The 26,123-nt window shown below is 60.8% G+C and carries 20 protein-coding genes; 9 read left to right on the top strand and 11 right to left on the bottom strand.

The window, feature by feature from the left end:
• Positions 1–337: 337 nt before the first annotated feature.
• Positions 338–589 carry a hypothetical protein gene (locus GN234_RS13890; RefSeq protein WP_176688624.1) on the top strand — a complete coding sequence of 84 codons (252 nt, stop codon included), beginning with the start codon at positions 338–340 and terminating at the stop codon, positions 587–589.
• Positions 590–809: 220 nt separating this feature from the next.
• On the opposite strand, the gene GN234_RS13885 is transcribed toward GN234_RS13890, so the two are convergent.
• From GN234_RS13885 to GN234_RS13845, 9 genes are all read right to left on the bottom strand, one after another.
• Entirely contained in the window at positions 810–1,790 is a 981-nt protein-coding gene (locus GN234_RS13885; protein WP_109753514.1) for a peptide ABC transporter ATP-binding protein, read from the bottom strand.
• Positions 1,790–2,758, bottom strand: coding sequence for an ABC transporter ATP-binding protein (locus GN234_RS13880; protein WP_109753515.1), 969 nt, complete (start codon positions 2,756–2,758; stop codon positions 1,790–1,792). The genes GN234_RS13885 and GN234_RS13880 overlap by 1 nt, the downstream gene beginning before the upstream one ends.
• A 10-nt stretch (positions 2,759–2,768) precedes the next feature.
• Positions 2,769–3,680: an ABC transporter permease subunit gene (locus GN234_RS13875; RefSeq protein ID WP_109753516.1), complete on the bottom strand. Its 912-nt coding sequence runs from the start codon at positions 3,678–3,680 to the stop codon at positions 2,769–2,771.
• Between the two features lie 10 nt (positions 3,681–3,690).
• Entirely contained in the window at positions 3,691–4,701 is a 1,011-nt protein-coding gene (locus GN234_RS13870) for an ABC transporter permease subunit (protein ID WP_109753517.1), read from the bottom strand.
• Positions 4,702–4,776: 75 nt separating this feature from the next.
• A complete protein-coding gene (locus tag GN234_RS13865) occupies positions 4,777–6,372 on the bottom strand; it encodes an ABC transporter substrate-binding protein (protein WP_176688623.1) in 1,596 nt (531 codons plus the stop codon).
• Positions 6,373–6,447: 75 nt separating this feature from the next.
• Positions 6,448–7,863 carry an OprD family porin gene (locus tag GN234_RS13860; RefSeq protein ID WP_176688622.1) on the bottom strand — a complete coding sequence of 472 codons (1,416 nt, stop codon included), beginning with the start codon at positions 7,861–7,863 and terminating at the stop codon, positions 6,448–6,450.
• Between the two features lie 174 nt (positions 7,864–8,037).
• Positions 8,038–9,639, bottom strand: coding sequence for an ABC transporter substrate-binding protein (locus tag GN234_RS13855; protein WP_109753520.1), 1,602 nt, complete (start codon positions 9,637–9,639; stop codon positions 8,038–8,040).
• A gap of 306 nt (positions 9,640–9,945) precedes the next feature.
• The gene (locus tag GN234_RS13850; protein WP_109753521.1) at positions 9,946–11,571 is read right to left on the bottom strand and encodes an ABC transporter substrate-binding protein; all 1,626 of its coding nucleotides are present in this window, start codon (positions 11,569–11,571) and stop codon (positions 9,946–9,948) included.
• A gap of 255 nt (positions 11,572–11,826) precedes the next feature.
• Positions 11,827–13,428 (bottom strand): ABC transporter substrate-binding protein, encoded by a 1,602-nt coding sequence (locus GN234_RS13845; RefSeq protein WP_163855321.1) that lies wholly within the window; start codon positions 13,426–13,428, stop codon positions 11,827–11,829.
• 1,587 nt (positions 13,429–15,015) lie between these two features.
• On the opposite strand from GN234_RS13845, the gene GN234_RS13840 reads away from it, so the two are divergent.
• Positions 15,016–15,402 carry a DUF6124 family protein gene (locus tag GN234_RS13840; protein ID WP_176688621.1) on the top strand — a complete coding sequence of 129 codons (387 nt, stop codon included), beginning with the start codon at positions 15,016–15,018 and terminating at the stop codon, positions 15,400–15,402.
• Positions 15,403–15,626: 224 nt separating this feature from the next.
• Here GN234_RS13840 and GN234_RS13835 read toward each other — a convergent pair whose 3' ends face one another.
• A complete protein-coding gene (locus GN234_RS13835; protein ID WP_163855317.1) occupies positions 15,627–16,343 on the bottom strand; it encodes an SIMPL domain-containing protein in 717 nt (238 codons plus the stop codon).
• A gap of 355 nt (positions 16,344–16,698) precedes the next feature.
• On the opposite strand from GN234_RS13835, the gene GN234_RS13830 reads away from it, so the two are divergent.
• From GN234_RS13830 to GN234_RS13815, 4 genes are all read left to right on the top strand, one after another.
• Complete coding sequence (locus tag GN234_RS13830; RefSeq protein WP_116834169.1) at positions 16,699–17,958, top strand: ATP-binding protein; 1,260 nt, start codon at positions 16,699–16,701, stop codon at positions 17,956–17,958.
• On the top strand, positions 17,955–18,515 hold the full coding sequence (locus GN234_RS13825) for a response regulator transcription factor (protein ID WP_042732380.1): 561 nt from the start codon (positions 17,955–17,957) through the stop codon (positions 18,513–18,515). Before GN234_RS13830 ends, GN234_RS13825 begins: the two co-directional genes overlap by 4 nt.
• Before the next feature lie 92 nt (positions 18,516–18,607).
• Entirely contained in the window at positions 18,608–20,335 is a 1,728-nt protein-coding gene (locus GN234_RS13820) for an ABC transporter ATP-binding protein/permease (protein WP_109753527.1), read from the top strand.
• Positions 20,336–20,479: 144 nt separating this feature from the next.
• Positions 20,480–21,226: a FadR/GntR family transcriptional regulator gene (locus GN234_RS13815; protein WP_072410832.1), complete on the top strand. Its 747-nt coding sequence runs from the start codon at positions 20,480–20,482 to the stop codon at positions 21,224–21,226.
• A 240-nt stretch (positions 21,227–21,466) separates the two neighbouring features.
• Here GN234_RS13815 and GN234_RS13810 read toward each other — a convergent pair whose 3' ends face one another.
• Positions 21,467–21,808 (bottom strand): hypothetical protein, encoded by a 342-nt coding sequence (locus tag GN234_RS13810; RefSeq protein WP_176688620.1) that lies wholly within the window; start codon positions 21,806–21,808, stop codon positions 21,467–21,469.
• Positions 21,809–22,175: 367 nt separating this feature from the next.
• Here GN234_RS13810 and kdgD point away from each other — a divergent pair, with 367 nt between their 5' ends.
• From kdgD to GN234_RS13795, 3 genes are all read left to right on the top strand, one after another.
• On the top strand, positions 22,176–23,087 hold the full coding sequence (gene kdgD / locus GN234_RS13805; protein ID WP_014336610.1) for a 5-dehydro-4-deoxyglucarate dehydratase: 912 nt from the start codon (positions 22,176–22,178) through the stop codon (positions 23,085–23,087).
• 129 nt (positions 23,088–23,216) lie between these two features.
• On the top strand, positions 23,217–24,662 hold the full coding sequence (locus GN234_RS13800) for an aldehyde dehydrogenase family protein (protein WP_060739176.1): 1,446 nt from the start codon (positions 23,217–23,219) through the stop codon (positions 24,660–24,662).
• A gap of 86 nt (positions 24,663–24,748) precedes the next feature.
• Positions 24,749–26,113 (top strand): MFS transporter, encoded by a 1,365-nt coding sequence (locus GN234_RS13795; RefSeq protein ID WP_109753530.1) that lies wholly within the window; start codon positions 24,749–24,751, stop codon positions 26,111–26,113.
• The last annotated feature ends 10 nt before the right edge of the window (positions 26,114–26,123 follow it).

Genomic DNA, 26,123 nt, shown 5'->3' with positions numbered 1-26,123 from the left:
TAAATAACTCACTGTGGGATCGAGCTTTGCTCGCGATAGCGGTGGGTCAGTCAGCATCTATGTCGGATGTGCCGCCGTCATCGCGAGCAGGCTCGCTCCCACACTGGATCTTCATGGGCAAATACTTGTGTTCGGCACAGATCTCCTTGTGAGAGCAAACCTGCCCCCATACGAGCGTTAGTAGGTTTGGAGATAACCCTTATTCGAAACCAATCTGTCGGGCAGCGGCATTTCTGGTTGTTCTTAAGCGTCCTATCTGGTGAACCGGCCTGTTCAGAACTAGATTTTCTTGAGCGCCGTCAGGCCCCGGCTTTATCCGGAAAAGAAGGAATTGGCTATGAACAAGCTTCTACGCATGATGTTTTTGCTGAAGGTGCTGGTGATGCTGTCTCTGGGGTCTACGGCTGCGTGGGCGGAATGCGATGAGCACGAGCAGCACGCGTCGAGTGGCTCGGTGGTGCAAGGTGAGTGGATGCTTGCCGCGACCGATGCGGACGCAGGTGATTCGGACGATGGCGAGGACGATGATGGTGCGCCAATCGACACGCCAGATGACGATGAGGATGCAGAGGGCGATAGCCAGACGTAGATTTCTGACCTAAAGAAAACACCCCTCCAGCCCCAACTGATACTCAGTCGGGACTGGAGGGGTTTTTTAGGCCGGGCGCATGACCCCAGGCGAAGACTTACCCTTGTGGCGAGGGAGCTTGCTCCCGCTGGACTGCGCAGCAGGCCCAAAAAAGAGGGTCCGCTGCGCGGCCCAGCGGGAGCAAGCTCCCCTCGCCACGGTTTATCGCAAGTGCTGGCTGTTACGCCGCGCCTTCGAGGAACTGCTCGGCGTAGTGACACGCTACCTGCCGGTTATCGAGCAAGCGCAGGGCCGGTTCTTCCGTCTTGCAGCGCTCGGTTGCGTACGGGCAGCGCTTGTGGAAGGCGCAGCCGGACGGTGGGTTGAGCGGGTTGGGCAGTTCGCCGACGATCTTGATCTTCGGCTTGTTCGGGTCCGGGTGGATGGTCGGGGTGGCCGACAGCAGCGCCTGGGTGTACGGGTGCAGCGGGCGACTGTAGATCGACTCGTTGGGGCCCATTTCCACCGGGCGACCGAGGTACATCACCATCACGTCGTCGGCCACGTGTTGCACCACCGCCAGGTTGTGGGAAATGAACACGTAGGCGGTGTTGAATTCCTCCTGCAAGTCCATGAACAGGTTCAGCACCTGGGCCTGGATCGACACGTCCAGCGCCGACGTCGGTTCGTCCGCCACCAGCACCTTGGGTTGCAACATCATGGCGCGGGCCAGGGCGATGCGCTGGCGCTGGCCGCCGGAGAACATGTGCGGGTAGCGCTGGTAATGCTCGGGGCGCAGGCCCACCTGCTTCATCATCGCCTGGACTTTTTCCCGCCGCTCGGTGGCCGACAGGCTGGTGTTGATCAGCAACGGCTCGGCCAGCTGATCACCGATTTTCTGCCGCGGGTTGAGGGACGCATACGGGCTCTGGAAGACCATCTGCACGTCTTTACGCAATTGCTTGCGCTCGGCCTTGTTGGCACCGGTCACTTCCTGGCCGGCGATTTTCAAGGAGCCGGAGGACGGTTCTTCGATCAGCGTCAGGGCCCGGGCGAGGGTGGATTTGCCGCAGCCGGATTCACCCACCACGGCCAGGGTCTTGCCAGCTTCCAGTTCGAACGACACACCGTTGAGGGCGCGCACGGTCGCATGGCCCTTGAACATGCCACGGGACACTTCGTAATGACGGGTCAGGTCACGGGCGGTAAGTACGACGGCCATCACGCCACCTCCTGGTTCAACGGGTAGAAGCAGCGGGCGAGGCTGTTGGATTTCGGATCAAGGGCCGGGCGTTGCTGGCGGCAGTTGTCCTGCACATAGGGGCAGCGCGGTGACAGCAGGCAGCCTTGCGGACGGTCGTAGCGACCGGGGACGATGCCGGGCAAGGTCGCCAGGCGCTCGGCGCCCATGCTGTGCTCCGGAATCGCCGCCAGCAACGCTTCGCTGTACGGGTGGGCGGGGATGTCGAACAGCTCCGGCACCTTGCCCACTTCCACCGCTTGGCCGGCGTACATCACGCACACGCGCTGGGCGGTTTCAGCCACCACGGCCAGGTCGTGGGTGATCAGCACCAGGCCCATGTCCTGCTCTTTTTGCAGGGCCAGGAGCAGGTCCATGATCTGCGCCTGGATGGTCACGTCCAGGGCGGTGGTCGGTTCGTCGGCGATCAACAGTTTCGGCTCGCCGGCAATCGCCATGGCAATCGCCACGCGCTGGCTCATACCGCCGGACAGTTGGTGCGGGTAGGCGTCCATGCGGCTGGCCGCGCCGGGGATCTCGACTTTTTCCAGCAGTTCGATGGCGCGCTTGCGGGCGGCCTTGCCGGACATCTTCAGGTGCAGGCGCAGCACTTCTTCGATCTGGAAACCCACGGTGTAGCTGGGGTTGAGCGCGGTCATCGGGTCCTGGAAGACCATCGCCAGGTCCTTGCCGACGATCTGCCGGCGCTGGCGGCTGCTCAGCTTGAGCATGTTCTTGCCGTCGAAGTTCAGTGCATCGGCGGTGACGATGCCGGGGTGCTCGATCAGGCCCATCAGCGCCATCATGGTCACGGATTTGCCCGAGCCCGATTCGCCGACGATGGCCAGCACTTCGCCCTTTTCCACGGTCAGGTCCAGGCCGTCGACCACCGGCACGGCGGTGGCGTCGCCGAAGCGAACGTTGAGATTCTTGATTTCTAGCAGTGACATGGGAATCTCCTCAGGCGGCATTCTTGAGTTTCGGGTCCAGCGCATCGCGCAAACCGTCGCCCATCAGGTTGATTGCCAGCACGCTGAGCAAAATGGTCAAGCCAGGCAGGCTCACGACCCACCAGGCGCGTTCGATGTAGTCGCGGGCCGAGGCCAGCATGGTGCCCCACTCCGGGGTTGGCGGTTGTACGCCGAGGCCGAGGAAGCCCAGGGCGGCGGCGTCGAGGATCGCCGAGGAAAAGCTCAGGGTCGCCTGCACGATCAGCGGCGCCATGCAGTTGGGCAGCACGGTGATGAACATCAGGCGTGGCAGGCCGGCACCGGCGAGGCGGGCGGCGGTCACGTAGTCGCGGTTCAGCTCGCCCATCACGGCGGCGCGGGTCAGGCGCACATAGGACGGCAGCGAGACGATGGCGATGGCGATCACGGTGTTGATCAGGCCTGGGCCGAGGATGGCGACGATCGCCACGGCCAGCAGCAGCGAGGGCAGGGCCAGCATGATGTCCATCAACCGCATGATGGTCGGGCCGAGCAGGCGCGGGAAGAACCCGGCGAACAGCCCCAGCAGGATGCCCGGGATCAGCGACATCACCACCGACGACAAGCCGATCAGCAGCGACAGGCGCGAGCCCTGGATCAGGCGCGAGAGCAAATCGCGGCCCAGCTCGTCGGTGCCCAGCAGGAACTGGATCTGCCCGCCCTCGAGCCACGCCGGCGGCGTCAGCAGGAAGTCGCGGTATTGCTCGCTCGGGTCGTGAGGTGCGACCCACGGCGCGAAGATCGCACAGAACACCACCAGGATCATGAACAGCAGCCCGGCCACGGCGCCCTTGTTACGGGAAAACGCCTGCCAGAATTCTTTGTACGGGGACGGATACAGCAGGCTTTGATCGACTGCTACCGCGGTAGTTGGAGTACTCATGGTTTTGATCTCAGCGCTGGTGACGGATGCGTGGGTTGGCAAAGCCGTAGAGGATGTCCACGACGAAGTTGACCAGAATCACCAGGCAGGCGATTAACAGGATGCCGTTCTGCACCACGGGGTAGTCCCGGGCGCCGATGGCTTCGATCAGCCACTTGCCGATGCCCGGCCAGGAGAAGATCGTTTCAGTCAGGACCGCACCGGCCAGCAGCGTGCCGACTTGCAGGCCGACCACGGTCAGCACCGGGATCAGCGCGTTGCGCAGGCCATGCACGAATACCACGCGCGAAGGCGACAGGCCCTTGGCTCGGGCGGTACGGATGTAGTCTTCGCGCAGCACTTCGAGCATCGAGGAGCGGGTCATGCGGGCGATTACCGCCAGCGGAATGGTGCCCAGCACGATGGCCGGCAGGATCAGGTGGTGCAGCGCATCGAGGAACGCGCCGGGCTCATCGGCCAGCAGCGTGTCGATCAGCATGAAGCCGGTCCGCGGCTCGATGTCGTAGAGCAGGTCGATCCGCCCCGACACCGGCGTCCAGCCCAGGGACACCGAGAAGAACATGATCAGGATCAGGCCCCACCAGAAGATCGGCATCGAATACCCCGCCAGGGAGACGCCCATCACCCCATGGTCGAACAGGGATCCTCGCTTGAGTGCCGCGATCACCCCGGCCAAAAGGCCCAGGATGCCGGCGAACAACAGGGCGGCCATGGACAGTTCCAGGGTCGCGGGAAACAGAGAGCTGAACTCGGTCCATACGCTTTCACGGGTACGCAGCGATTCGCCGAGGTCGCCGTGGGCCAGTTTGCCGATGTAGTCCAGGTACTGGGCATACAGCGGTTTATTGAGGCCAAGGCGTTCCATTGCCTGTGCATGCATTTCGGGATCGACCCGACGTTCGCCCATCATCACTTCCACGGGATCGCCGGGGATCATGCGAATCAACGCGAAGGTCAGCAAGGTGATGCCGAAGAACGTGGGGATCAGTAATCCCAGTCGGCGGGCAATAAAACTAAACATCTTCAGGTGTACCTCATCAGCCGGTTAGGCGTGCCCGGCAACTCTTGGGTCAAGAGCGGCCGGGCGTTTTCTTATCTACTTCACCTGGGTGGTGGCGAAGTTGTTGGTGGTGAGCGGGCTAATCACATAACCCTCTACGTTGTTGCGCATTGCGGTGAACATGCGGGTGTGGGCCATGCTGATCCATGGCAGGTCCTGGTTGAAAAGCACCTGGGCCTGTTCATAGAGCTTGATGCGTTCCTCAGGGTTCACTGTGGCGCGAGCCTGGTCGATCAGCGCCTGGAATTTCTCATTGCACCAGCGCGCGTAGTTTTCGCCGTTCTTGGCCGCCTCGCAACTGAGCATAGGCGTCAGGAAGTTATCCGGGTCGCCGTTGTCGCCCGCCCATCCGGCGGAAACCATGTCGTGCTCGCCGTTTTTCGCGCGCTTGAGCATTTCGCCCCATTCCATCACGCGGATGTCGACCTTGATTCCGACCTTGGCCAGGTCGGCCTGCATCATCTGCGCGCCGAGCATCGGGTTGGGGTTGGTCGGGCCGCCACCGTTACGGGTGAACAGGGTGAATACGGTACCTTCCGGCACACCGGCTTCCTTGAGCAACTCACGGGCCTTGTCCAGGTTGCGAGGCGGGTTCTTCAGGTCGTGGTTGTAGCCCAGCAGGGTTGGCGGATACGGGTTGACCGCCACGGTGGCGTTGCCCTTGCCGAACAGCGCGTTGACGTAGGCTTCCTTGTCGAAGGCCAGGTCGATGGCTTTGCGCACCCGCACGTCGCTCATGTATTTGTGGCTGGTGTTCAGGGCGGTGTAGGAGACGGTCATCGCGTCCAGTTCAGCGACCTTCAGGTTCGGGTCTTTCTTGATGCTGGGGATGTCATCCGGTTTTGGATACAGCGCGATCTGGCACTCGTTGGTCTTGAGTTTTTGCATGCGCACGTTGTTGTCGGTGGCGATGGCCAGCACCAGGGCATCGGCCGGCGGCTTGCCACGGAAGTAGTCCGGGTTGGCCTTGAAGCGCACCTGGGCGTCCTTGTTGTAGCGCTGGAAGATGAACGGCCCGGTGCCGACCGGCTTGCTGTTGAGATCGCCGGCCTTGCCTGCCTTGAGCAACTGGTCGGCGTATTCGGCCGGGTAGATCGAGGAGAAGGCCATGGCGATGTCGGCCAGGAACGGCGCTTCGCGGCGGGTCAGGCTGAACTTGACCGTGTGCTCGTCGACTTTCTCGACGCTCTTGAGCAGCTCTTTGAAGCCCATGCTTTCAAAGTACGGGAAGCCCACGCTCGACAGCTTGTGCCATGGGTGATTCGGGTCCAGCTGGCGCTGGAAGCTCCAGACCACGTCGTCGGCGTTCATGTCGCGGGTCGGCTTGAAGTATTCGGTGGTATGGAACTTGACGCCCTTGCGCAGGTGGAAGGTGTACGTCAGGCCATCGTCACTGATGTCCCAGGATTCGGCCAGGGCCGGAATCACTTCGGTGGTGCCGGGCTTGAAGTCGGCCAGGCGGTTGAAAATGGTTTCTGCCACGGCGTCGGCAGTGACTGCAGTCGTGTACTGGACCATGTCGAAGCCTTCCGGGCTGGCTTCTGTACAAACCACCAGGGGTTTGGCCGCGGCGCCAACGGCGACACTCAGCAACGCAGCGGCGATGGCTGCGCGTAGGGGGATCATGTTCATCGTCAATCCTCTGCAATCGGGTAAATGGCAAAAGACCGGGCGGTTGACCTTGTGAGTCGACCGCCCGGTGGGAGTTTAGAGAATGTTGAACGGAATGGTGGTGACCAGGCGGAACTCGTTGAGGCTGCCGTCGGCCTGGTTTTCGCTGGCGCGGTGTGCGGTGTAGGTCGCACGGATCGCGGTGGCTTTCAGAGGACCGCTCTGTACGGCATAGGACGCGCCGACGCCGTATTCATAGTGGTGCTCACCGTCCATGGCCCGCACGTCGCTATAGCCAGTGCTGTTGTAGTGGGTACCGTCGATGCCCCAGCCGCGCGCCTGGTAAATGTTGAACTTCAGGCCAGGCACGCCGTATTCGGCCATGTTCAGGCCGTAGGCGATCTGGAAGGATTTCTCGTTCGGGCCGTTGAAGTCCGACAGCAGGGAGTTGGCCAGGTAGATGCCGTTGGTTTCGTGCAGGTAGTCGAAGTACTCGTTGCCGTTCACTTCCTGGTACGAGAAGGTCAGGCTGTGGGCTTGGTGCGTCAGGCCGAACGACAGGGAGTAGGTGTCGTTGTCGATCTCGCCGAGTTTGCTTTTGCCCGAGTCCACGGTCTTGTAGTAGTTCAGGCCGGTGGTCAGGCTCAGCACCGAGCTGTCGCCCAGTTCATGGGTGGCGCCGAAGTAGTACTGGTTCCACATGTCCTCGGCCTGGGTCGCCCAGAGGCTGGTCTTCAGGCTGGCCAGGGGCTGGTAGGTGATACCGGCGGTGTTGACGTGATCGGTTTCAACGCTGCTGTCGCCGTATTCGGAACGGAACTTGCGCAGGCTCTCTTCGGTACGCGGCGAGTTGCGGTCGAAGGTGGCGATGTCAAAGCCCAGGTTTTCGAACTCTTCGCTGTGCAGGCTAACACCCTGGAAGCTGGAGGGCAGGGCACGGTTGCCGATGACGTCGACCATCGGGCTGCTGAAGTTCTGGCGGCCAGCGGTCAGGGTGGTGTTGGAAACGCGGGCCTTGATGTTGGCCAGGCCCAGTTTGCTCCACTGGCCTACGGCGTCGCCGCCTTCGCGGGTCAGGGTACGGTTGTTGCCGGCGCCAGGACGGGTGGTCGGTGCGCCGCCATTGTTGGACGCCAGGTCCTTGCGGTCCTGGTCCAGGGCGATGGCGTTGTAGGCGGCCAATTCGGTGCTGAAGCCTACGGTGCCTTCGGTGAAGCCCGAGTTGTACTTGATGATAGTGCCTTGCACCCAGTTGATACGCCGGTCGGTCTCGCGTGCTTCGCCGTTCTTGCGATAGGTGAGTTTCGCGCCGCGCTTGAATTGCTCGTTGGCGTACCAGTTGCGAGTGGTGCCACTGATGGACTGGCCTTCGATGAAGCCCTTGGCTTCGCTTTGCTCGCTGGTGGTCTTGAGGGTCACTGGAGTGACCGCCTGGCTCTGGGATTCTGCATAGGCTGTCGCGGTGATGCTGCTGATGGCCAGGGCCAGTATCGCGGTGCTGCTCAGTTTCATGGGTAAAGCTCCTTTTCTTTCTTTTTTAATGCCGGTCTTTTTTGGTGATACGGCTATTGGTTTTTACAACTCATTCACAGCTGGCAAACGTTTGCATGGCGCCTGATCGGCGAATTCAGGCAAGACGTCTGCGTGAGGGCTTCCAGAGGAAACCCTCGCTGCGTGGCTATACGGTTATGGGTTCAGGCTGACGCCCGAGAACACGTTGCGACCGAAGGGGCTGACTTTGAACCCTTCGACTTTGGCACTCAGCGGCTGGTTGACCGTCGAGTGGGCAACAGGGGTGATCGGCACTTGCTGCTTGAGCAACTGCTGGGCCTGTTTGTAGAGCACGGTGCGCTGGTCGCGGTCGGTGACGACCTTGGCCTGCTTGATCAGCTTGTCGTAATCCTGGTCACACCACATGGAGTAGTTGTTGCCACCAATGGCGTCGCAGCTGTACAGCGTGCCCAGCCAGTTGTCCGGGTCGCCATTGTCGCCGGTCCAGCCGATCAGGCTGATGTCGTGCTCGCCGTTCTTGGTGCGCTTGATGTACTCGCCCCATTCGTAGCTGACGATCTTCACTTTCAGGCCGATCTTCGCCCAGTCGGCCTGGAGCATCTCGGCCATCAGCTTGGCGTTGGGGTTGTACGGGCGTTGTACGGGCATGGCCCAGAGGGTGATTTCGGTACCTTCCTTGACCCCGGCGGCCTTGAGCAATTCCTTGGCCTTTTCCGGGTTGTAGGCGGTGTCCTTGATCGTATCGTCGTAGGACCATTGGGTCGGCGGCATGGCGTTGACCGCCAGTTGCCCCGCGCCCTGGTACACGGCATTGAGAATGCCCTGCTTGTTCACCGCCATGTCCAGCGCCCGCCGCACCTCGACCTGGTCGAACGGCTTGTGGCGGGTGTTATAGGCGATGTAGCCAAGGTTGAAGCCGGGCTTCTCGATCAACTGCAGCTTGGGGTCGTTTTTCAAGGCCGGCACGTCGGCCGGGCGCGGATGCAGGGTGACCTGGCATTCGTTGGCCTTGAGCTTCTGCACCCGTACCGAGGCATCGGTGTTGATGGAGAAGATCAGGTTGTTCAGCTTGACCCGTTCCGGCGCCCAGTACTGCTTGTTGGCGACGTAGCGGATGTTGGAGTCTTTCTGGTAGCTCTTGAACTCGAATGGCCCGGTGCCGATCGGTTTCTGGTTGATGTCGCTCGGCTTGCCGTTCTTGAGCAACTGGTCGGCGTATTCGGCCGACAGGATCGCGGCGAAACTCATGGCGATGTTCTGGATGAACGCGGCGTCCACGCTGTTGAGGGTCATGACCACCGTCAACGGCCCGGTCGCTTCCACCTTGGCGATGTTCTTGTTCAGGCTCATGCCGTTGAAGTACGGGAACTCGGTGGGGTAGGCCTTGCGGAACGGATGCTGCGGATCGAGCATGCGGTTGAAGGTGAACAGCACGTCGTCGGCGTTGAAGTCCCGGGTCGGGGTGAAGTAGTCGGTGGTATGAAACTTCACGCCTTCACGCAGGTGAAAGGTGTATTTCAGGCCGTCCTCGGAAATGTCCCAGCTGGTCGCCAGGCCCGGAACGACATTGGTCGCGCCTTTTTCGAACTCGGCCAGGCGGTTGTACAGCGGTTCGGCGGCATCGTTGTCGGTGGCCGTGGTGTATTGCGCGGTGTCGAAACCGGCGGGGCTGCCTTCGGAACAGAACACCAGGCTGCCGTCAGCGGCCTGGGCTGCGGATGTCGCGGCCAGCAGGCCGGTGCCCAGCAATGCGGATAAAACCAAGGTATGGCGCATGTGGCTCCCTCTCTCGTTCGGGGTGTTTTAACAGTGAACCGGTATTTGTCCGGGGACAGGTCCGGAGCACTGAGCTCATTCCATTGCGTAGCGATGCCGCAGGGCAGGCAAGCCGTCCAGGCCTCGACGGTATGAGTCGTGGACCGGTCGGTAAATGCGTAATGCCTGAAAGACTTGTGGGAAAAGGCGATACGTCCTAAACCAACTGCTGTGGTACGCAGTGTTTTTGGATGTAGGCGATTTCCTGAGTCTTGGTCTCGGCCGATAAAGCAACGGCGACGTTGAAGACGCCGCCGTTGCCTATCTTTATTTGCTGACGCTGACGCCGTAGAAGGAGTTCAAGCCGAATGGGCTGATCTTGAAATCCTGCACGTTGGCGCGCATGGGTTGATACACCGTCGAGTGAGCGATAGGTGTCATCGGCACGGCATCCTTGAGGACGTGTTGTGCCTGTTTGTACAGTTCGGTGCGCTTGGACTGGTCGGTGGTGCGCTTGGCTTCCTTGACCAGGCCATCGAACTTCTTGTCGCACCATTTGGAGAAGTTGTTACCGGCCAGCGAGTCGCAGCCGAACAGCACGTTGAGCCAGTTGTCCGGGTCACCGTTGTCACCGCTCCAGCCGATGATCATCGCCTGGTTCTCGCCGCCTTTGGAGCGCTTGATGTACTCACCCCATTCATAGCTGACGATGTTGACGTTCAGGCCGATCTTCTTCCAGTCCGACTGCAGCATCTCGGCCATCAACTTGGCGTTCGGGTTATACGGACGCTGGACCGGCATCGCCCACAGGGTGATGTTGGTGCCTTCCTTGACGCCGGCTTCCTTGAGCAGCGCCTTGGCTTTCTCAGGGTCGTACTTGGCGTCCTTGATGGTGGTGTCGTAGGACCATTGGGTCGGTGGCATGGCGTTGACGGCCAACTGGCCGGCACCCTGGTAGACCGAATCGATGATCTGCGGCTTGTTGACCGCCATGTCCAGCGCCTGGCGGACTTTCAGGTCAGCCAGCACGTTCGGCTCGTTGCTGCCCTTGATCTTGTCCATCACGTTATAGGCGATGTAGCCCAGGTTGAAACCGGCCTGGTCAGGCATCTTCAGCGTCTTGTCTTCCTTCAGGGCCTTGAGGTCGGCCGGGCGTGGGAAGAGGGTGATCTGGCATTCGTTTTTCTTGAGTTTCTGCATGCGCACCGACGGGTCGGTGGTGATGGCGAAGATCAGGTTGTCGATCTTCACGTCCTCAGGCTTCCAGTAATCCTTGTTCCCGGTGTAGCGGATGTTGGAGTCTTTCTGGTAGCTCTTGAACACGAACGGGCCGGTGCCGACCGGCTTCTGGTTGATGTCGGGTGCCTTGCCTTCCTTGAGCAGCTGGGCAGCGTACTCGGCGGACTGGATCGAGGCGAAGCTCATGGCCATGTTCTGGATGAACGCGGCGTCGACATCCTTGAGGGTGAACTTGACGGTGTGGTCGTCGACTTTGTCGATCTTGGTGATGTTGGTGTCCATCCCCATGTCGGTGAAGTACGGGAATTCGGTCGGGTACGCCTTACGGAACGGGTCGTCCTTGTTGATCATGCGGTTGAAGGTGAACAGCACGTCGTCGGCGTTGAATTCGCGGGTCGGCTTGAAGTACGGGGTGGTGTGGAACTTGACGCCTTCACGCAGGTGGAAGGTGTAGGTCAGGCCGTCTTGGGAAATATCCCACTTGGTCGCCAGGCCAGGAATCACAGCGGTGCCGCCGCGTTCGAACTGGGTCAGGCGGTTGAACATGGTCTCTGCAGAGGCGTCGAAGTCGGTTCCGGTGGTGTACTGACCAGGGTCAAAACCGGCCGGGCTCCCTTCGGAGCAGAACACCAGGTTAGTCGCGGCTTGGGCGAAAGGTGCGCTGGCTAGTAAGCTGGCGCCGACTAAAAACGGAATGACCGCTTGTTTAAGCATGTTGGCCTCATGATTTGTTGTCATTTTTGGATTTGAGGGCGACCTCGTGAGTCGTCCTGCGGATACTTATGCAGGCCCCATACCCAATGCAAGATCCAGAGCGGTCACAAGTCCGAAACAGTGGCACGAACGTACCTTAATGTCGCATCTGTGTAACTTCCGACGCATTTGATCGTTTGCGCGTGTTTTTTTGAGGAAAAACGCGCCCTTTCCCGGTGCGCTGCGCAGCCGCAATGCACCGGAAATGGGCGGGTGTTACTTCTTCAAACCCACGCCGTAGAAGGGTGTGAGGCCGAATGGGCTGAGTTTGAAATCCACCACTTGCCTGTTTATTGGCTGGAATACCGTGGAGTTGGCGATCGGGGTGATCGGCACCTGTTGCTTGAGGATTTTCTGCGCTTGTCGGTACAAATCGATACGTTGCTGGCGGTCGGTCGAGACCTTGGCCTGCTGGATCAAGCGGTCATACGCCGGGTCGCACCACTTGGCGTAGTTGCTGCCCTTGACCGCCGCGCAGCTGTACAGCACGCCCAGCCAGTTGTCGGGGTCGCCGTTGTCGCCGGTCCAGCCGTAGATCATTGCATCGTGTTCGCCATTTTTTGCACGCTTGATGTACTCGCCCCATTCGTAGCTGACGATGTTGGCCTTGATCCCGATCTTGGCCCAATCCTGCTGGATCATCTGCGCAGACATTCGCGCATTGGGGTTGGAGGCACGCTGCACCGTCATCGCCCATAAATCGATGGTGGTACCCGGTGCAACCCCGGCTTCCTTGAGTAGCGCCTTGGCCTTGGTTATGTCGTGGGGCGCGTCCTGGATGGTCGGGTCGAACGACCACTGTGCTGGCGGCAAGGCGTTCTGTGCCAACTGTCCGGCACTCTGGTACACGGCCTTGATGATCGCCGGCTTGTCGATGGCCATGTCCAAAGCCTGGCGGACCTTGAGCTGGTCCAGGGGCGGGTGCGTGACGTTGTAGGCCAGGAAGCCCAGGTTGAAGCCAGGCTGCTTGAGCACTTGCAGGTTCGGGTCTTGCTCGATCACTTCGATGTCGGCCGGACGTGGGTAACCACTGACCTGGCATTCGCCACGCTTGAGTTTTTGCAGGCGCACGGCGGCGTCCGGGGTGATGGAGAAAATCAGGTTGTCGAGCTTCACGTCCTCGGGTTTCCAGTACGCCGGATTGGCGGCGTAGCGGATCTGCGAGTCCTTCTGGTAGCGCTTGAACACGAACGGACCGGTGCCGACGGGTTTCTGGTTGAGGTCGCTGGCCTTGCCTTCCTTCAGCAACTGCGCTGCGTACTCGGCGGATTGTACGGATGCAAAACTCATCGCCAGGTTTTGCACGAAAGCCGCGTCGACGTTGTTCAGGTTGAAGCGCACGGTGTGCTCGTCGACTTTCTCGACGCTTTTGATCGTGGTGTTCAGGCCCATGTCGGTGAAGTACGGCGACTCGGTGGGGTAGGCCTGGCGGAATGGGTGTTGCGGGTCGAGCAGGCGCTGGAAGGTGAACAGCACGTCGTCGGCGTTGAACTCGCGGGTGGGGGTGAAGTAGTCGGTGGTGTGGAATTTCACGCCTTCACGCAGGTGGAAGGTGTAGGCCAGGCCGTCGGGTGACACGTCCCAGCTCGTGGCCAACCCGGGTTCGACCTCGGTGCCGCCGCGCTTGAATTGGGTGAGGCGGTTGAAGACGGTTTCGGCCGAGGCATCGAAGTCGGTGCCGCTGGTGTATTGGCTGGGGTCGAATCCGGCGGGGCTGGCTTCGGAGCAGTAGACCAGGGTGGTGGCGGCTTGGGCTATTGGGGCGCTGCTGATCAGGGCTAGGGTGAGCAGGAGGGGCTTGAAGGTGGTTCTGTCCATGAAATCCCTTGGGGTGGTGACGGTTTTCAGGAGGGTAGCGTTGTGGGTGGGGGTGTTGGAAATATCGAAAAGTGAGGGGGACTGTTGGGTTTGGGTATAGCGCTTTGGACGAGGCGGCCTTATAGCCGGCCTGTTTCTCCCGGGCGTACTCCGATCGGATCTGTGGGAGCAAAGCTTGCTCGCGAGGCGGCCTTACAGCCGACCTGTTTCTCCCGGTTGTACGCCGATCAGATCTGTGGGAGCAAAGCTTGCTCGCGAGGCGGCCTTATAGCCGGCCTGGTTCTCCCGGTTGTACGCCGATCAGATCTGTGGGAGCAAAGCTTGCTCGCGAGGCGGCCTAGTAGCCGACCTGTTTCTCCCGGTAGTACTCCGATCAGATCTGTGGGAGCAAAGCTTGCTCGCGAGGCGGCCTTATAGCCGGCCTGGTTCTCCCGGTTGTACGCCGATCAGATCTGTGGGAGCAAAGCTTGCTCGCGAGGCGGCCTAGTAGCCGACCTGTTTCTCCCGGTAGTACTCCGATCAAACTGTGGGAGCGAGCCTGCTCGCGATGGCGGCCTGATAGCCGGCCAGGATTTTGTTGACCGGGTACATATCCATTGCTGCGGTAACGGCTACTTAGGGTTCCGCCCTTACGGCGGGTCACTTTCGAAAAGCGCGAAAGTAACCAAAGCGCTTTTGCCCCACCACTCGGTGCCTCGCCTAGGCTCGGCATGCCCTCACTCCGGCATTGCTCCGTGGGCCCGCCGCGAAGGGCCATCCATGGCCCAGCGCGGCTATCCCGGCATCCATGCCGGGATGCCCACTCCACAATGCCTGCGTTCGGCCATCGTGGTTAACGGGGCGCCAAAATCTACGTCCTCCGCGAGGCGGCCTGATAGCCGACCTGATTCTTGGTGAGATCGCGTTTCTCCTGTGGGAGCGGGCTTGCTCGCGAAGGCGGCCTAGTAGCCGGCCTATCCCTCATGGATGTACTCAATCAGTTGTGTACGGGTTTATTCGCGAAGGTAGCTTGAAAGCCCAAGCATGAAGGCTGGTGATTTCATTTCTAAGAAAATATTTGACTTTCCAATGAGGCCTAATTTTCGCTGTCCACATTCCATAAAACGTGGACAGTTTTCTCGTACTGTTTTTGATGATGTCAAAACTATTTGCGAATCCGCTGAGGAAGATCCCTGCGGAGGTTGAAGCAAGACGCCTACGCTTCGTCGAACATAAAACCCGTGGCGTGGGACTCAGGAAGTGGCATGAGTCATTCATTTATGTCGGAAGGATCAGCGGCCCCGAAACGAAACATCCCACAGCTTTTTAGGGTTGTCGCTCGGAAGTGGGCTCTCTAACCTTTGAACGTCGCTGCCTAATCAGCGACCGGGTGTGGAAACCTGAACCTTTTAGCAGTGGCATGGCTGAACATCGTGTTGCCGACGTCTCGTTTCGTCTGCAAACTGCGTCTTGGCGGCTGTGCGTGGGCAGACTTCGGTCTGGCCGGGTCCTGCTAACCGGTATTTCCACCCCGCGTACCGCTGCCACCTTATTGTCGCGTGGAAACGACACAGGGATGGCTCCAATTTTTAAGCAGGAGCATTGAATATGGATAAATCAGTCCCCGATCCACCCCTCAACAAAACCAACCCCCTTTCCGGCTTCGATTCCACCGAAGACCTACTCAAAGACCGCGCCGCCGCCGAGCGGGCACTCGATCACTACCTCAACCCAAAGCCTCCAGAGCCAAGCACCGATCAGCGCATCGACAGTCTGTTTTCAGTCACGGCAAAAGCCGACACCGACACGCTACTGACCAGCACCTCCGAAACCCTGGCCTCGGTAAAAGCCATGGCCGAGGATCTGGCCTTTGAGGTAGAGGGCACGCGGCGCAGTGTGGCGTTGGGGATTCATCAGTTGGTGGAGTTGTGCCAGTTGCTGGTGGACAAGGCGTTGGATCAGTTGGAAGCGTCCGGCAGCCCGGCCGAAATGTAGCGAGGGAAGGTGTTACCGACCACCCATTTAAGGTCGGGCACAAACTTGTGGCGAGGGAGCTTGCTCCCGCTGGGCCGCGAAGCGGCCCCAACAGCAGCGACGCCATTCAACTGACACACCTAGGTGTCAGGTTTGGGTCTGCTGCGCAGCCCAGCGGGAGCAAGCTCCCTCGCCACGGGGAATTTTGTTGCTGGGTGTTAGCGTTCAACCAGTACGAAACGGGTTTACTGCATCAGTACCTCAATCGCCCCATCCGCCGTCATGCTGACCTGGCTGGTGCCCGCTTCCACTTCCGGCGTAACCGACTCAGCATCCATGGACGCCGCTTTCATCATCATTTGCGGGCGCATGAACGGCTGTGGATAACCGTTGGTGTTGAAGTTCAGGTTGACGATTTTGTAGCCCTTGCCGCCCAGGGCGTCGGTGGCCAGTTGGGCGCGGGCCTTGAAGGCGTTGACGGCGTCTTTGAGCAGGGCGTCTTCGCTGCTTTGGCGCACGGCGGTCGAGATGGCGAAGTCCATGCCGCCCATTTTCATATCGGTGAGCAATTCGCCGGTGAGTTTGGACAGGGCGGCGAAGTCGGCGCTTTCCAGGCGCAGTTCGGCGCGTTCACGCCAGCCGGTGATTTTCCCGCCTTTGTTGTCGTAGATCGGGTAGCTGCTGCGGCTGCCCTGGCGCAGGGTGATGTCCTTGACCTGTTTGGCCTGGCCGATGGCTTTGTTCAGTGTGGTGCTGACGGCTGCGGCGAGTTTGGCCGGGTCGGTGTTCTGCTCCTCGGTGTAGAGGGTGACGATCATCAGGTCGCGCGCCACGTCCTTGTTGACTTCGGCGCGTAGGGAAATCTGGTTGTAATGCAGCTCATCGGCGGCCAGGGCCGGCAGGCTGGCGAGGGTGCCGAGGCTGAGGGCGAGCAGGGCGGCGGGGCGACTGAACGTGTGCATGAAAGCTCCTTGGGATGAGGCGCAGGGGTAAGGTCCGGGCCTGCGTGAACGGTAAGACTCTAGCTTTTATGGGTGGGTTCGCACAGTTACAACTTCTATACAGATTGCGGGTGGGAGGCTTTTTGTGGCGAGGGGATTTATCCCCGCTGGGCTGCGCAGCAGCCCCAATAGTGTCATGACACTGTGATGGCCGATCTTTTGGGGGCGCTTCGCGCCCCAGCGGGGATAAATCCCCTCGCCACAAGGTCATGCAGCGAGGCTGGAAGCTGTGGCGCTTTGCCGCATATCTGCCGCTGCAACCCGTGCCTTGGTTATACTCCGTGCGATCCGCCTGGAGCGCTCATCAGGAGAGCTCATGCTCGCCCCTTTGCAAATGACTTCCGCCTCTCGCCAGAACCTCTGGCGCCTGACGTTTATCCGCATTCTGGTCCTGGCGGCCCAGGCCGGGTCCGTGGGGCTCGCCTATTGGTTCGACCTGTTGCCGCTACCCTGGCTGCAATTGGCGATCACCCTGGTCTGTTCCAGTGTGCTTTGCGCGCTGACGGCGATTCGCCTGCGCACTTCGTGGCCGGTGACCGAGCTCGAATACGCCGTGCAACTGGCCTGTGACCTGTTTATCCACAGCGCGTTACTGTATTTCTCCGGCGGTTCCACCAACCCCTTCGTTTCCTATTACCTGGTGCCGCTGACCATCGCCGCGGTGACGTTGCCATGGCGGTTTTCGCTGATCCTTTCGGGCATCGCCCTGGCGCTGTACACCTTGCTGCTGGCGCGTTTCTACCCGCTGGAAACCTTCCCCATCGCCCGGGAAAACCTGCAGATCTACGGCATGTGGCTGAGTTTCGCCCTGGCCGCGGCGGTGATCACGTTTTTTGCCGCGCGCATGGCCGAGGAACTGCGCCGCCAGGAAGAACTGCGGGCCATCCGCCGCGAAGAGGGCCTGCGCGATGAGCAATTGCTGGCCGTGGCGACCCAGGCCGCTGGCGCCGCCCATGAATTGGGCACGCCGCTGGCGACCATGAGCGTGTTGCTCAAGGAGATGCGCCAGGATCATCACGACCCGGCACTGCAAGAGGACCTGGGCGTGTTGCAGGATCAGGTCAAGCTCTGCAAGGAAACCCTGCAGTACCTGGTGCGCGCCGCCGAGGCCAATCGCCGGCTGGCCATCGATATGCAGGACGTCACTGACTGGCTCGATGAGGCGCTGAACCGCTGGCACCTGATGCGCCCGGAAGCCAGTTACCGCTTCCAGCGCCTGGGCCAGGGCCCGGTGCCGCGCATGGCACCGCCGCCGGACCTGACCCAGGCGTTGCTGAACCTGTTGAACAACGCTGCCGATGCCTGCCCCGAAGGGCTGGAAGTGGCGCTGGACTGGAACGCCTATGAGCTGACCATCAGCATCCGCGACCACGGCGCCGGTGTCCCGTTGGCGATCGCCGAGCAGATCGGCAAGCCGTTCTACACCACCAAGGGCAAAGGCTTCGGCCTCGGCCTGTTTTTGAGCAAAGCCAGCGTGACACGCGCCGGCGGCTCGGTGAAACTCTACCCCCATGAGGAAGGCGGCACGCTCACCGAGCTGCGCTTGCCCCATGCCGACCGAGGAGACGAAACATGAGTGACGAGATCCAAGTCGACGGCGAAGAACTGCCGCACCTGTTGCTGGTGGATGACGACGCCACGTTCACCCGCGTGATGGCCCGGGCCATGTCCCGTCGCGGCTTTCGCGTGAGCACCGCCGGCTCCGCCGAGGAGGGCCTGGCCCTCGCCCAGGCCGACCTGCCGGACTACGCCGCCCTGGACCTGAAAATGGACGGCGATTCCGGCCTGGTGCTGCTGCCCAAGCTGCTGGAGCTGGATCCGGAGATGCGCGTGGTGATCCTCACCGGCTATTCGAGCATCGCCACCGCGGTCGAGGCGATCAAGCGCGGTGCGTGCAATTACCTGTGCAAACCGGCGGATGCCGATGACGTGTTGGCGGCGCTGTTGTCCGAGCACGCCGACCTCGACACCCTGGTGCCGGAAAACCCCATGTCGGTGGATCGCCTGCAATGGGAGCACATCCAGCGGGTGCTGACTGAACACGAAGGTAATATCTCCGCGACGGCCCGCGCCCTGGGCATGCACCGGCGGACCTTGCAGCGCAAATTGCAGAAGCGCCCCGTGCGTCGCTGAACCTGCGCTGAACAAATGTTGTCCACCCTCGCGATAAATCGGGCCGTTGCTCTATGATCGGCCCGAGTTCTTTTCTCTATTGAGCCTTAACCATGAATCAGAACGCTGAATATTCCGCGGTCAATGACGCGGTGCGCGGGCAGTTTTTCCGTCGTGTCTGGCAAATGACCACGCCATACTGGCGCAGTGAGGAGAAGGGCAAGGCCTGGACGTTGTTGATCGCTGTCATCGCACTGTCGCTGTTCAGCGTGGCGATCTCGGTGTGGATCAACAGTTGGTACAAGGATTTCTACAACGCCCTGCAAGAGAAGAACAGCGCGGCGTTCTGGCAGTTGATCCTGTATTTCTGCGGCATTGCGGCGGTGGCGATCCTGGGCGCGGTGTACCGCTTGTACCTGACGCAGATGCTCACCATTCGCTGGCGGGCCTGGCTGACGGAGCAGCACTTTGCCCGTTGGCTCAATGACAAGAACTATTACCGGCTGGAGCAGGGCGGTTATACCGATAACCCGGACCAGCGGATTTCCGAAGACCTCAACAGCTTCACCACCAATACCCTGAGCCTGGGCTTGGGGCTGCTGCGGACCGTGGTCAGCCTGGTGTCGTTCTCGATCATTTTGTGGGGCGTTTCGGGCAGCATCGAAGTGTTCGGCTACACCATCCCGGGCTACATGTTCTGGTGCGCACTGGTGTACGCGGCGGTGGGCAGTTGGCTGACGCACCTGATCGGCCGTCGCCTGATCGGGCTGAACAACAACCAGCAACGCTTCGAAGCCGACCTGCGTTTCTCCATGGTCCGGGTGCGTGAAAACGCCGAGAGCATTGCGCTGTACAACGGCGAACCGAACGAGAACCGTCGCCTGAGCGGGCGGTTCGGCCTGGTCTGGCATAACTTCTGGGACATCATGCGGGTGTCCAAGCGCTTGACGTTCTTCACCTCCGGTTACGGCCAGATCGCGATCATCTTTCCGTTCATCGTCGCCGCGCCGCGTTACTTCGCCGGCAAGATTCAGCTGGGCGAGCTCATGCAGATCAACTCGGCGTTCGGCAATGTGCAGGAGAATTTCAGCTGGTTCATCAGTGCCTACGCCGACCTCGCCGCGTGGCGCGCCACCTGTGATCGTCTGCTGAGCTTCCGCCAGGCCATGAGCGACAACGAAGACCGCGTGCCGGCCATCGATGTGCAAAACCAGGGCGACGCATTGAAGGTGCGCAACCTGGGGCTGGACCTGGCCGACGGCCGTCATTTGCTTGATAACGCCGACATGAGCGTGGCGCCGGGCGAGCGGGTCATGCTCAGCGGTCGTTCCGGCAGCGGCAAATCCACCCTGTTTCGTGCGATGGGGCATTTGTGGCCAGCGGGGCACGGGACGATCCGGCTTCCGGCGGCGCGTTATCTGTTCCTGCCGCAGAAACCCTATCTGCCGATTGGCAGCCTGCGCGAAGTACTGAGTTATCCACAGGCTGGCGACGTCTACCCCAACGAACGTTATGCACAGGTGCTGGAAACCTGCCGCCTGCCGCACCTGGTCCCGCGGCTGGATGAAAGCAACCACTGGCAGCGCATGCTCTCGCCCGGTGAGCAACAGCGCCTGGCGTTTGCTCGCGCATTGCTTTATGCCCCGCAATGGTTGTACATGGACGAAGCCACGTCGGCGATGGATGAAGAAGACGAGGCGACGCTGTACCAGGCGCTGATCGACCAGTTGCCGGGCCTGAGCATTGTCAGCGTTGGCCATCGAAGCAGTTTGAAACGTTTCCACCCGCGACATGTGCGGATCGAAAATGGCCAACTGGTGGAGCGCACCGTGACCGCCTGAACACTACAAAACCTGTGGGAGCGAGCCTGCTCGCGATGAAGGCGACTCGGTGTCAGTACCAGACTTGCCACCGCACCCACGGTGATCGTACAACCACGTTGCGCTATGATGATGCCATTCAGCCGCTTGCCGAGACACAGACCCATGGAAAACCCGATCGACGTACCACGCCTTCCCCGCAAACGCCGCAGCCTGGCGCAGGAGCTGGTGACGGTGCTGACCGAGCAGATTCGCGACGGTCTGCTCAAGCGTGGCGATAAATTGCCCACCGAGTCGGCGATCATGGAAGCCCATGGCGTCAGCCGCACCGTGGTGCGCGAGGCGATTTCCCGGTTGCAGGCGGCCGGCCAGGTGGAAACCCGCCACGGCATCGGCACCTTCGTGCTGGACACCCCGAGCCCGAGCGGTTTCCGCATCGACCCGGCCACGGTGGTCACCTTGCGGGACGTGCTGGCGATCCTGGAGTTGCGCATCAGCCTGGAAGTGGAGTCCGCTGGGCTGGCGGCGCAGCGCCGTAGCGATGAGCAACTGGCGACGATGCGCGCCGCCCTCGATGCCTTGAAGGAAAGCGCCGCCCATGCCAGCGATGCGGTGGCTTCGGACTTCGCCTTCCACCTGGAAATCGCCCTGTCCACCGGCAACCGTTATTTCACCGACATCATGACCCACCTGGGCACCAGCATCATCCCGCGCACCCGGCTGAACTCGGCGCGCCTGGCCCACGATGACCACCAGCACTACATGGATCGCCTGAGCCGCGAGCACGAGGAAATCTACGAAGCCATCGCCCGCCAGGACTCCGACGCCGCCCGGGCGGCCATGCGCTTGCACCTGACCAACAGCCGTGAGCGGCTGCGCCAGGCCCATGAAGAGGCGCAGGCGCAGGGTTAGGTTCTGCCAGTTGAGAAGAGGTGAGTCACTGTTCTGGCTGGACCGGGGCATGATTTCTGTGGCGAGGGGATTTATCCCCGCTGGGCTGCGAAGCAGCCCCAAAGCAGTCGACCCAATCCTGATATCCAGAGGTATCAGTTTGGGGGCGCTTCGCGCCCCAGCGGGGATAAATCCCCTCGCCACAAGAGAATGGTGTCTGGCTTTGTATCTGGGTGTCTGTCTGATAGTAGGCGACCAGCCTTATGCCTCAACCCGCAACATTTGCGGCTCGGATCGATCGTTGTCCCAGCCGGCCTCGTAACTGACCTCGTAACGAAGCTCAACCAATTTGCCTTCGAATGCCATCAAGTCGGCGTTGGTTAAAGTCAATGTCACATCCTTGCGTGGCGTAGACTCCTCGCCCTCAGTCAGGGTGGCAAAAGCGCCCACACGTTTGGAGTCGAGGGTCAATTGGGCTGACGAGTTCGGTTCGAAATCTGCATTCGGAATCTCTATGGTCAACGTCTCGATCTTCGACAAGCGGATCGTGACCTCTTCATTGGCTGGAAAATCCTGAAGCGTCGGCTTCGCATACGTCGTCATGATTTCACTCCCTGTGAGGCGGCCCTGGTCGTCGCGTGCGGGCGGGCTCACTAAAAGATTGAAAAAGCACACGGCCGGGCGTGGCGCGGCCATACGGGGGTTATGCCCCCCTTGCCGTGGCGATGCCTACTGGCAGAGTTGACAGTGGCGATGAATGGTCCCGGCCTCGGCCGACAAGTTTCATCCTCTTCCAATCCCCTCAAAGTCCCGATTTACAAGGCTTCGCGACAAATCCCCCAGCCCCCGGCACCCGACAAAAGACGAAATGCAGTTGACGTTCACATTTTAAGTTGTACGATGACCTACAACTTCTGGCCGAAGCTTAACCATTTCATACACATCATTTGCGTCCCAGGGTGTTCGAATAATGAATCCACAAGAACTGAAGTCCATCCTCTCGTCTGGCCTGCTGTCGTTCCCGGTCACCGATTTCACTGCCCAAGGCGATTTCAATCGCGACAGCTACATCAAGCGCCTCGAGTGGCTGGCCCCGTATGGCGCCTCTGCACTGTTCGCAGCGGGCGGCACCGGTGAATTCTTCTCCCTGGCCGCCAGCGAGTATTCGCAGGTCATCAAGACCGCTGTCGATACCTGCGCCACCAGCGTGCCAATCCTTGCCGGTGTCGGCGGTGCCACCCGCCAGGCCATCGAATACGCTCAAGAAGCCGAGCGTCTGGGTGCCAAAGGCCTGTTGCTGCTGCCGCACTACCTGACCGAAGCCAGCCAGGACGGCGTTGCCGCCCACGTTGAAGCCGTGTGCAAATCGGTGAAGATCGGCGTGGTGGTGTACAACCGCAACGTCTGCCGCCTGAACGCCACTCAGCTGGAACAACTGGCCGAGCGCTGCCCGAACCTGATCGGCTACAAGGATGGCCTGGGCGATATCGAACTGATGGTGTCGATCCGTCGTCGTCTTGGCGATCGCTTCAGCTACCTGGGCGGCCTGCCGACTGCGGAAGTCTACGCCGCGGCCTACAAGGCCCTGGGCGTGCCGGTGTACTCCTCGGCGGTGTTCAACTTCATCCCGAAAACCGCGATGGACTTCTACCACGCCATTGCCCGCGACGATCACGAAACCGTGGGCAAGATCATCGACGACTTCTTCCTGCCTTACCTGGACATCCGCAACCGCAAGGCCGGTTACGCGGTGAGCATCGTCAAGGCTGGCGCGAAGATCGTTGGCTATGACGCAGGCCCGGTGCGCACGCCGCTGACCGATCTGTTGCCAGAAGAGTACGAAGCCCTGGCCGCGCTGATCGACAAGCAAGGCAAGCAGTAACAAACCCGATGAGGCCGCTGAGTAATCAGCGGCTTTTTACGTAAGGTTTGTTCGTCCCCACGCTCCAGGTGGGAATGCCACCAGGGACGCTATGCGTCCCTAGACAGCTTTTGTAGAAGGAGTAGCTCCGTGGCAGATTCAAAGCGTTTCGATAACTACATCAACGGTCAGTGGGTGGCCGGTGCCGACTATTGCACCAACATCAACCCGTCTGACTTGTCCGATGTCATTGGTGAATACGCCAAGGCTGATGCAGCGCAAGTCAATGCCGCCATCGAAGCCGCCCGCGCCGCGTTCCCGGCCTGGTCGACCTCGGGCATCCAGGCCCGTCATGATGCGCTGGACAAAGTCGGCAGCGAGATCCTCGCCCGCCGTGAAGAACTCGGCCAACTGCTGGCCCGGGAAGAGGGCAAGACCCTGCCCGAAGCCATTGGCGAAGTGACCCGCGCCGGTAACATCTTCAAGTTCTTCGCCGGTGAATGCCTGCGCCTTTCGGGCGATTACGTGCCGTCGGTGCGCCCGGGCGTCAACGTCGAAGTGACCCGCGAAGCCCTCGGTGTGGTCGGTCTGATCACCCCGTGGAACTTCCCGATCGCCATCCCCGCGTGGAAAATCGCTCCGGCCCTGGCCTACGGTAACTGCGTGGTGATCAAACCCGCCGAGTTGGTGCCGGGCTGCGCCTGGGCCCTGGCCGAGATCATTTCCCGCGCCGGTTTCCCGGCCGGTGCGTTCAACCTGGTGATGGGCAGCGGCCGCGTGGTCGGCGAAGTGCTGGTCAACAGCCCGAAAGTCGACGGCATCAGCTTTACCGGTTCGGTGGGTGTGGGCCGGCAGATCGCGGTCAACTGCGTGTCGCGCCAGGCCAAGGTGCAGTTGGAGATGGGCGGCAAGAACCCGCAGATCATCCTCGACGACGCCGACCTCAAGCAGGCCGTCGAACTGGCGGTGCAGAGCGCGTTCTACTCCACCGGCCAGCGTTGCACGGCTTCGAGCCGCCTGATCGTCACCGCCGGCATCCACGACAAGTTCGTCGCGGCCATGGCCGAGCGCATGCAGTCGATCAAGGTCGGTCATGCGTTGAAGGCTGGTACTGACATTGGCCCCGTGGTTTCCGAAGCCCAGCTCAGCCAGGACTTGAAGTACATCGACATCGGCCAGAGTGAAGGCGCGCGGCTGGTCAGCGGCGGTGGCCTGGTGACGTGCGACACCGAAGGTTATTTCCTGGCGCCGACCCTGTTCGCCGACAGCGAAGCCTCTATGCGCATCAGCCGCGAAGAGATCTTCGGCCCGGTGGCAAACGTCGTGCGTGTGGCCGACTACGAGGCGGCGCTGGCGATGGCCAACGACACCGAGTTCGGTCTGTCCGCCGGTATCGCCACCACCTCGTTGAAGTATGCCAATCACTTCAAGCGCCATTCCCAGGCGGGCATGGTGATGGTCAACCTGCCGACCGCCGGCGTGGATTACCACGTGCCATTCGGCGGGCGCAAAGGTTCGTCCTATGGTTCGCGTGAGCAAGGTCGCTACGCGCAAGAGTTCTACACCGTGGTGAAGACCTCTTACATCGGATCGTAAACGCAACACCGGCCGGAGCTGGATTTCCAGCCCCGGCCGTACAATCTGCTGACCCGCATAAAAATAAATAGTGGGAGTACTTTTACATGCAAGCGACCAAGCCGACTCACGTCCGCTATTTGATCCTGCTCATGCTGTTCCTGGTGACGACGATCAACTATGCCGACCGTGCCACCATCGCCATCGCAGGCTCCAGCCTGCAAAAAGACCTCGGCATCGACGCCGTCACCCTCGGTTATATCTTCTCCGCTTTCGGCTGGGCCTACGTGGCCGGGCAGATTCCCGGCGGCTGGCTGCTCGACCGTTTCGGGTCGAAAAAAATCTATGCCTTGAGCATTTTCACCTGGTCGCTGTTCACCGTGCTGCAAGGCTATGTCGGTGAATTCGGCATGTCCACGGCTGTGGTTGCGCTGTTCATGCTGCGCTTCCTGGTAGGGCTGGCCGAAGCGCCGTCCTTCCCCGGCAACGCACGGATCGTCGCCGCCTGGTTCCCTACCGCAGAACGCGGCACCGCCTCGGCGATCTTCAACTCGGCGCAGTATTTCGCCACCGTGTTGTTCGCACCGCTGATGGGCTGGATCGTCTACCGCTTCGGCTGGCAGCACGTGTTCATCGTGATGGGTGTGATCGGCATCGTGTTCTCGCTGATCTGGCTGAAGGTGATCTACAGCCCGCGTCAGCATCCGATGATCAACGAGGCCGAGTTCAATCACATCGCTGCCAATGGTGCGATGGTCGATATGGACCAGGACAAGGGCAAGGAAAAGAAAGCCGACGGTCCGAAGTGGGATTACATCCGCCAACTGCTGACCAACCGCATGATGCTCGGCGTGTACCTGGGCCAATACTGCATCAACGGTATCACCTACTTCTTCCTGACCTGGTTCCCGGTGTACCTGGTGCAGGAACGTGGCATGACCATCCTCAAGGCCGGTTTCATTGCGTCCTTGCCGGCGATCTGCGGTTTCATCGGCGGCGTGCTGGGCGGGGTGATTTCCGATTACCTGCTGCGCAAGGGCCACTCGCTGACCTTCGCCCGCAAGACGCCGATCATCGCCGGCCTGCTGGTGTCCAGCAGCATCGTGGCGTGCAACTACGTCGACATCGAATGGATGGTAGTGGGCTTCATGGCCCTGGCCTTCTTCGGTAAAGGCGTCGGCGCACTGGGCTGGGCCGTGGTCTCCGATACGTCGCCAAAACAGATCGCTGGCCTGAGCGGTGGCCTGTTCAACACCTTCGGCAACCTGGCATCGATCACGACGCCAATCGTCATCGGCTACATCATCAGCGCCACCGGTTCGTTCAAGTGGGCACTGGTGTTCGTTGGTTGCAACGCGCTGGTGGCGGTGTTCAGCTACCTGGTCATCGTTGGGCCGATCAAGCGTGTCGTGCTCAAGGAACCCACGGCCAAGGATGCCGACATCTCCAGCCTGTCTGAAGCTAAATCCTGAAGGAGCGGCG

This window comes from Pseudomonas bijieensis, assembly GCF_013347965.1.
Taxonomy (GTDB): domain Bacteria; phylum Pseudomonadota; class Gammaproteobacteria; order Pseudomonadales; family Pseudomonadaceae; genus Aquipseudomonas; species Aquipseudomonas bijieensis.
This window is presented reverse-complemented; position numbering and strand designations above follow the sequence as displayed.

What these genes read in the sequence shown, in the direction of transcription:
- GN234_RS13885 (WP_109753514.1), bottom strand. Translation starts at nt 1,790, where the DNA reads ATGGCCGTCGTACTTACCGCCCGTGACCTGACCCGTCATTACGAAGTG.
- GN234_RS13830 (WP_116834169.1), top strand. Translation starts at nt 16,699, where the DNA reads ATGCTCGCCCCTTTGCAAATGACTTCCGCCTCTCGCCAGAACCTCTGG.
- GN234_RS13845 (WP_163855321.1), bottom strand. Translation starts at nt 13,428, where the DNA reads ATGGACAGAACCACCTTCAAGCCCCTCCTGCTCACCCTAGCCCTGATC.
- GN234_RS13880 (WP_109753515.1), bottom strand. Translation starts at nt 2,758, where the DNA reads ATGTCACTGCTAGAAATCAAGAATCTCAACGTTCGCTTCGGCGACGCC.
- GN234_RS13815 (WP_072410832.1), top strand. Translation starts at nt 20,480, where the DNA reads ATGGAAAACCCGATCGACGTACCACGCCTTCCCCGCAAACGCCGCAGC.
- GN234_RS13795 (WP_109753530.1), top strand. Translation starts at nt 24,749, where the DNA reads ATGCAAGCGACCAAGCCGACTCACGTCCGCTATTTGATCCTGCTCATG.
- GN234_RS13890 (WP_176688624.1), top strand. Translation starts at nt 338, where the DNA reads ATGAACAAGCTTCTACGCATGATGTTTTTGCTGAAGGTGCTGGTGATG.
- GN234_RS13875 (WP_109753516.1), bottom strand. Translation starts at nt 3,680, where the DNA reads ATGAGTACTCCAACTACCGCGGTAGCAGTCGATCAAAGCCTGCTGTAT.
- GN234_RS13870 (WP_109753517.1), bottom strand. Translation starts at nt 4,701, where the DNA reads ATGTTTAGTTTTATTGCCCGCCGACTGGGATTACTGATCCCCACGTTC.
- GN234_RS13865 (WP_176688623.1), bottom strand. Translation starts at nt 6,372, where the DNA reads ATGAACATGATCCCCCTACGCGCAGCCATCGCCGCTGCGTTGCTGAGT.
- GN234_RS13820 (WP_109753527.1), top strand. Translation starts at nt 18,608, where the DNA reads ATGAATCAGAACGCTGAATATTCCGCGGTCAATGACGCGGTGCGCGGG.
- GN234_RS13810 (WP_176688620.1), bottom strand. Translation starts at nt 21,808, where the DNA reads ATGACGACGTATGCGAAGCCGACGCTTCAGGATTTTCCAGCCAATGAA.
- GN234_RS13825 (WP_042732380.1), top strand. Translation starts at nt 17,955, where the DNA reads ATGAGTGACGAGATCCAAGTCGACGGCGAAGAACTGCCGCACCTGTTG.
- GN234_RS13850 (WP_109753521.1), bottom strand. Translation starts at nt 11,571, where the DNA reads ATGCTTAAACAAGCGGTCATTCCGTTTTTAGTCGGCGCCAGCTTACTA.
- GN234_RS13855 (WP_109753520.1), bottom strand. Translation starts at nt 9,639, where the DNA reads ATGCGCCATACCTTGGTTTTATCCGCATTGCTGGGCACCGGCCTGCTG.
- GN234_RS13860 (WP_176688622.1), bottom strand. Translation starts at nt 7,863, where the DNA reads ATGAAACTGAGCAGCACCGCGATACTGGCCCTGGCCATCAGCAGCATC.
- kdgD (WP_014336610.1), top strand. Translation starts at nt 22,176, where the DNA reads ATGAATCCACAAGAACTGAAGTCCATCCTCTCGTCTGGCCTGCTGTCG.
- GN234_RS13840 (WP_176688621.1), top strand. Translation starts at nt 15,016, where the DNA reads ATGGATAAATCAGTCCCCGATCCACCCCTCAACAAAACCAACCCCCTT.
- GN234_RS13835 (WP_163855317.1), bottom strand. Translation starts at nt 16,343, where the DNA reads ATGCACACGTTCAGTCGCCCCGCCGCCCTGCTCGCCCTCAGCCTCGGC.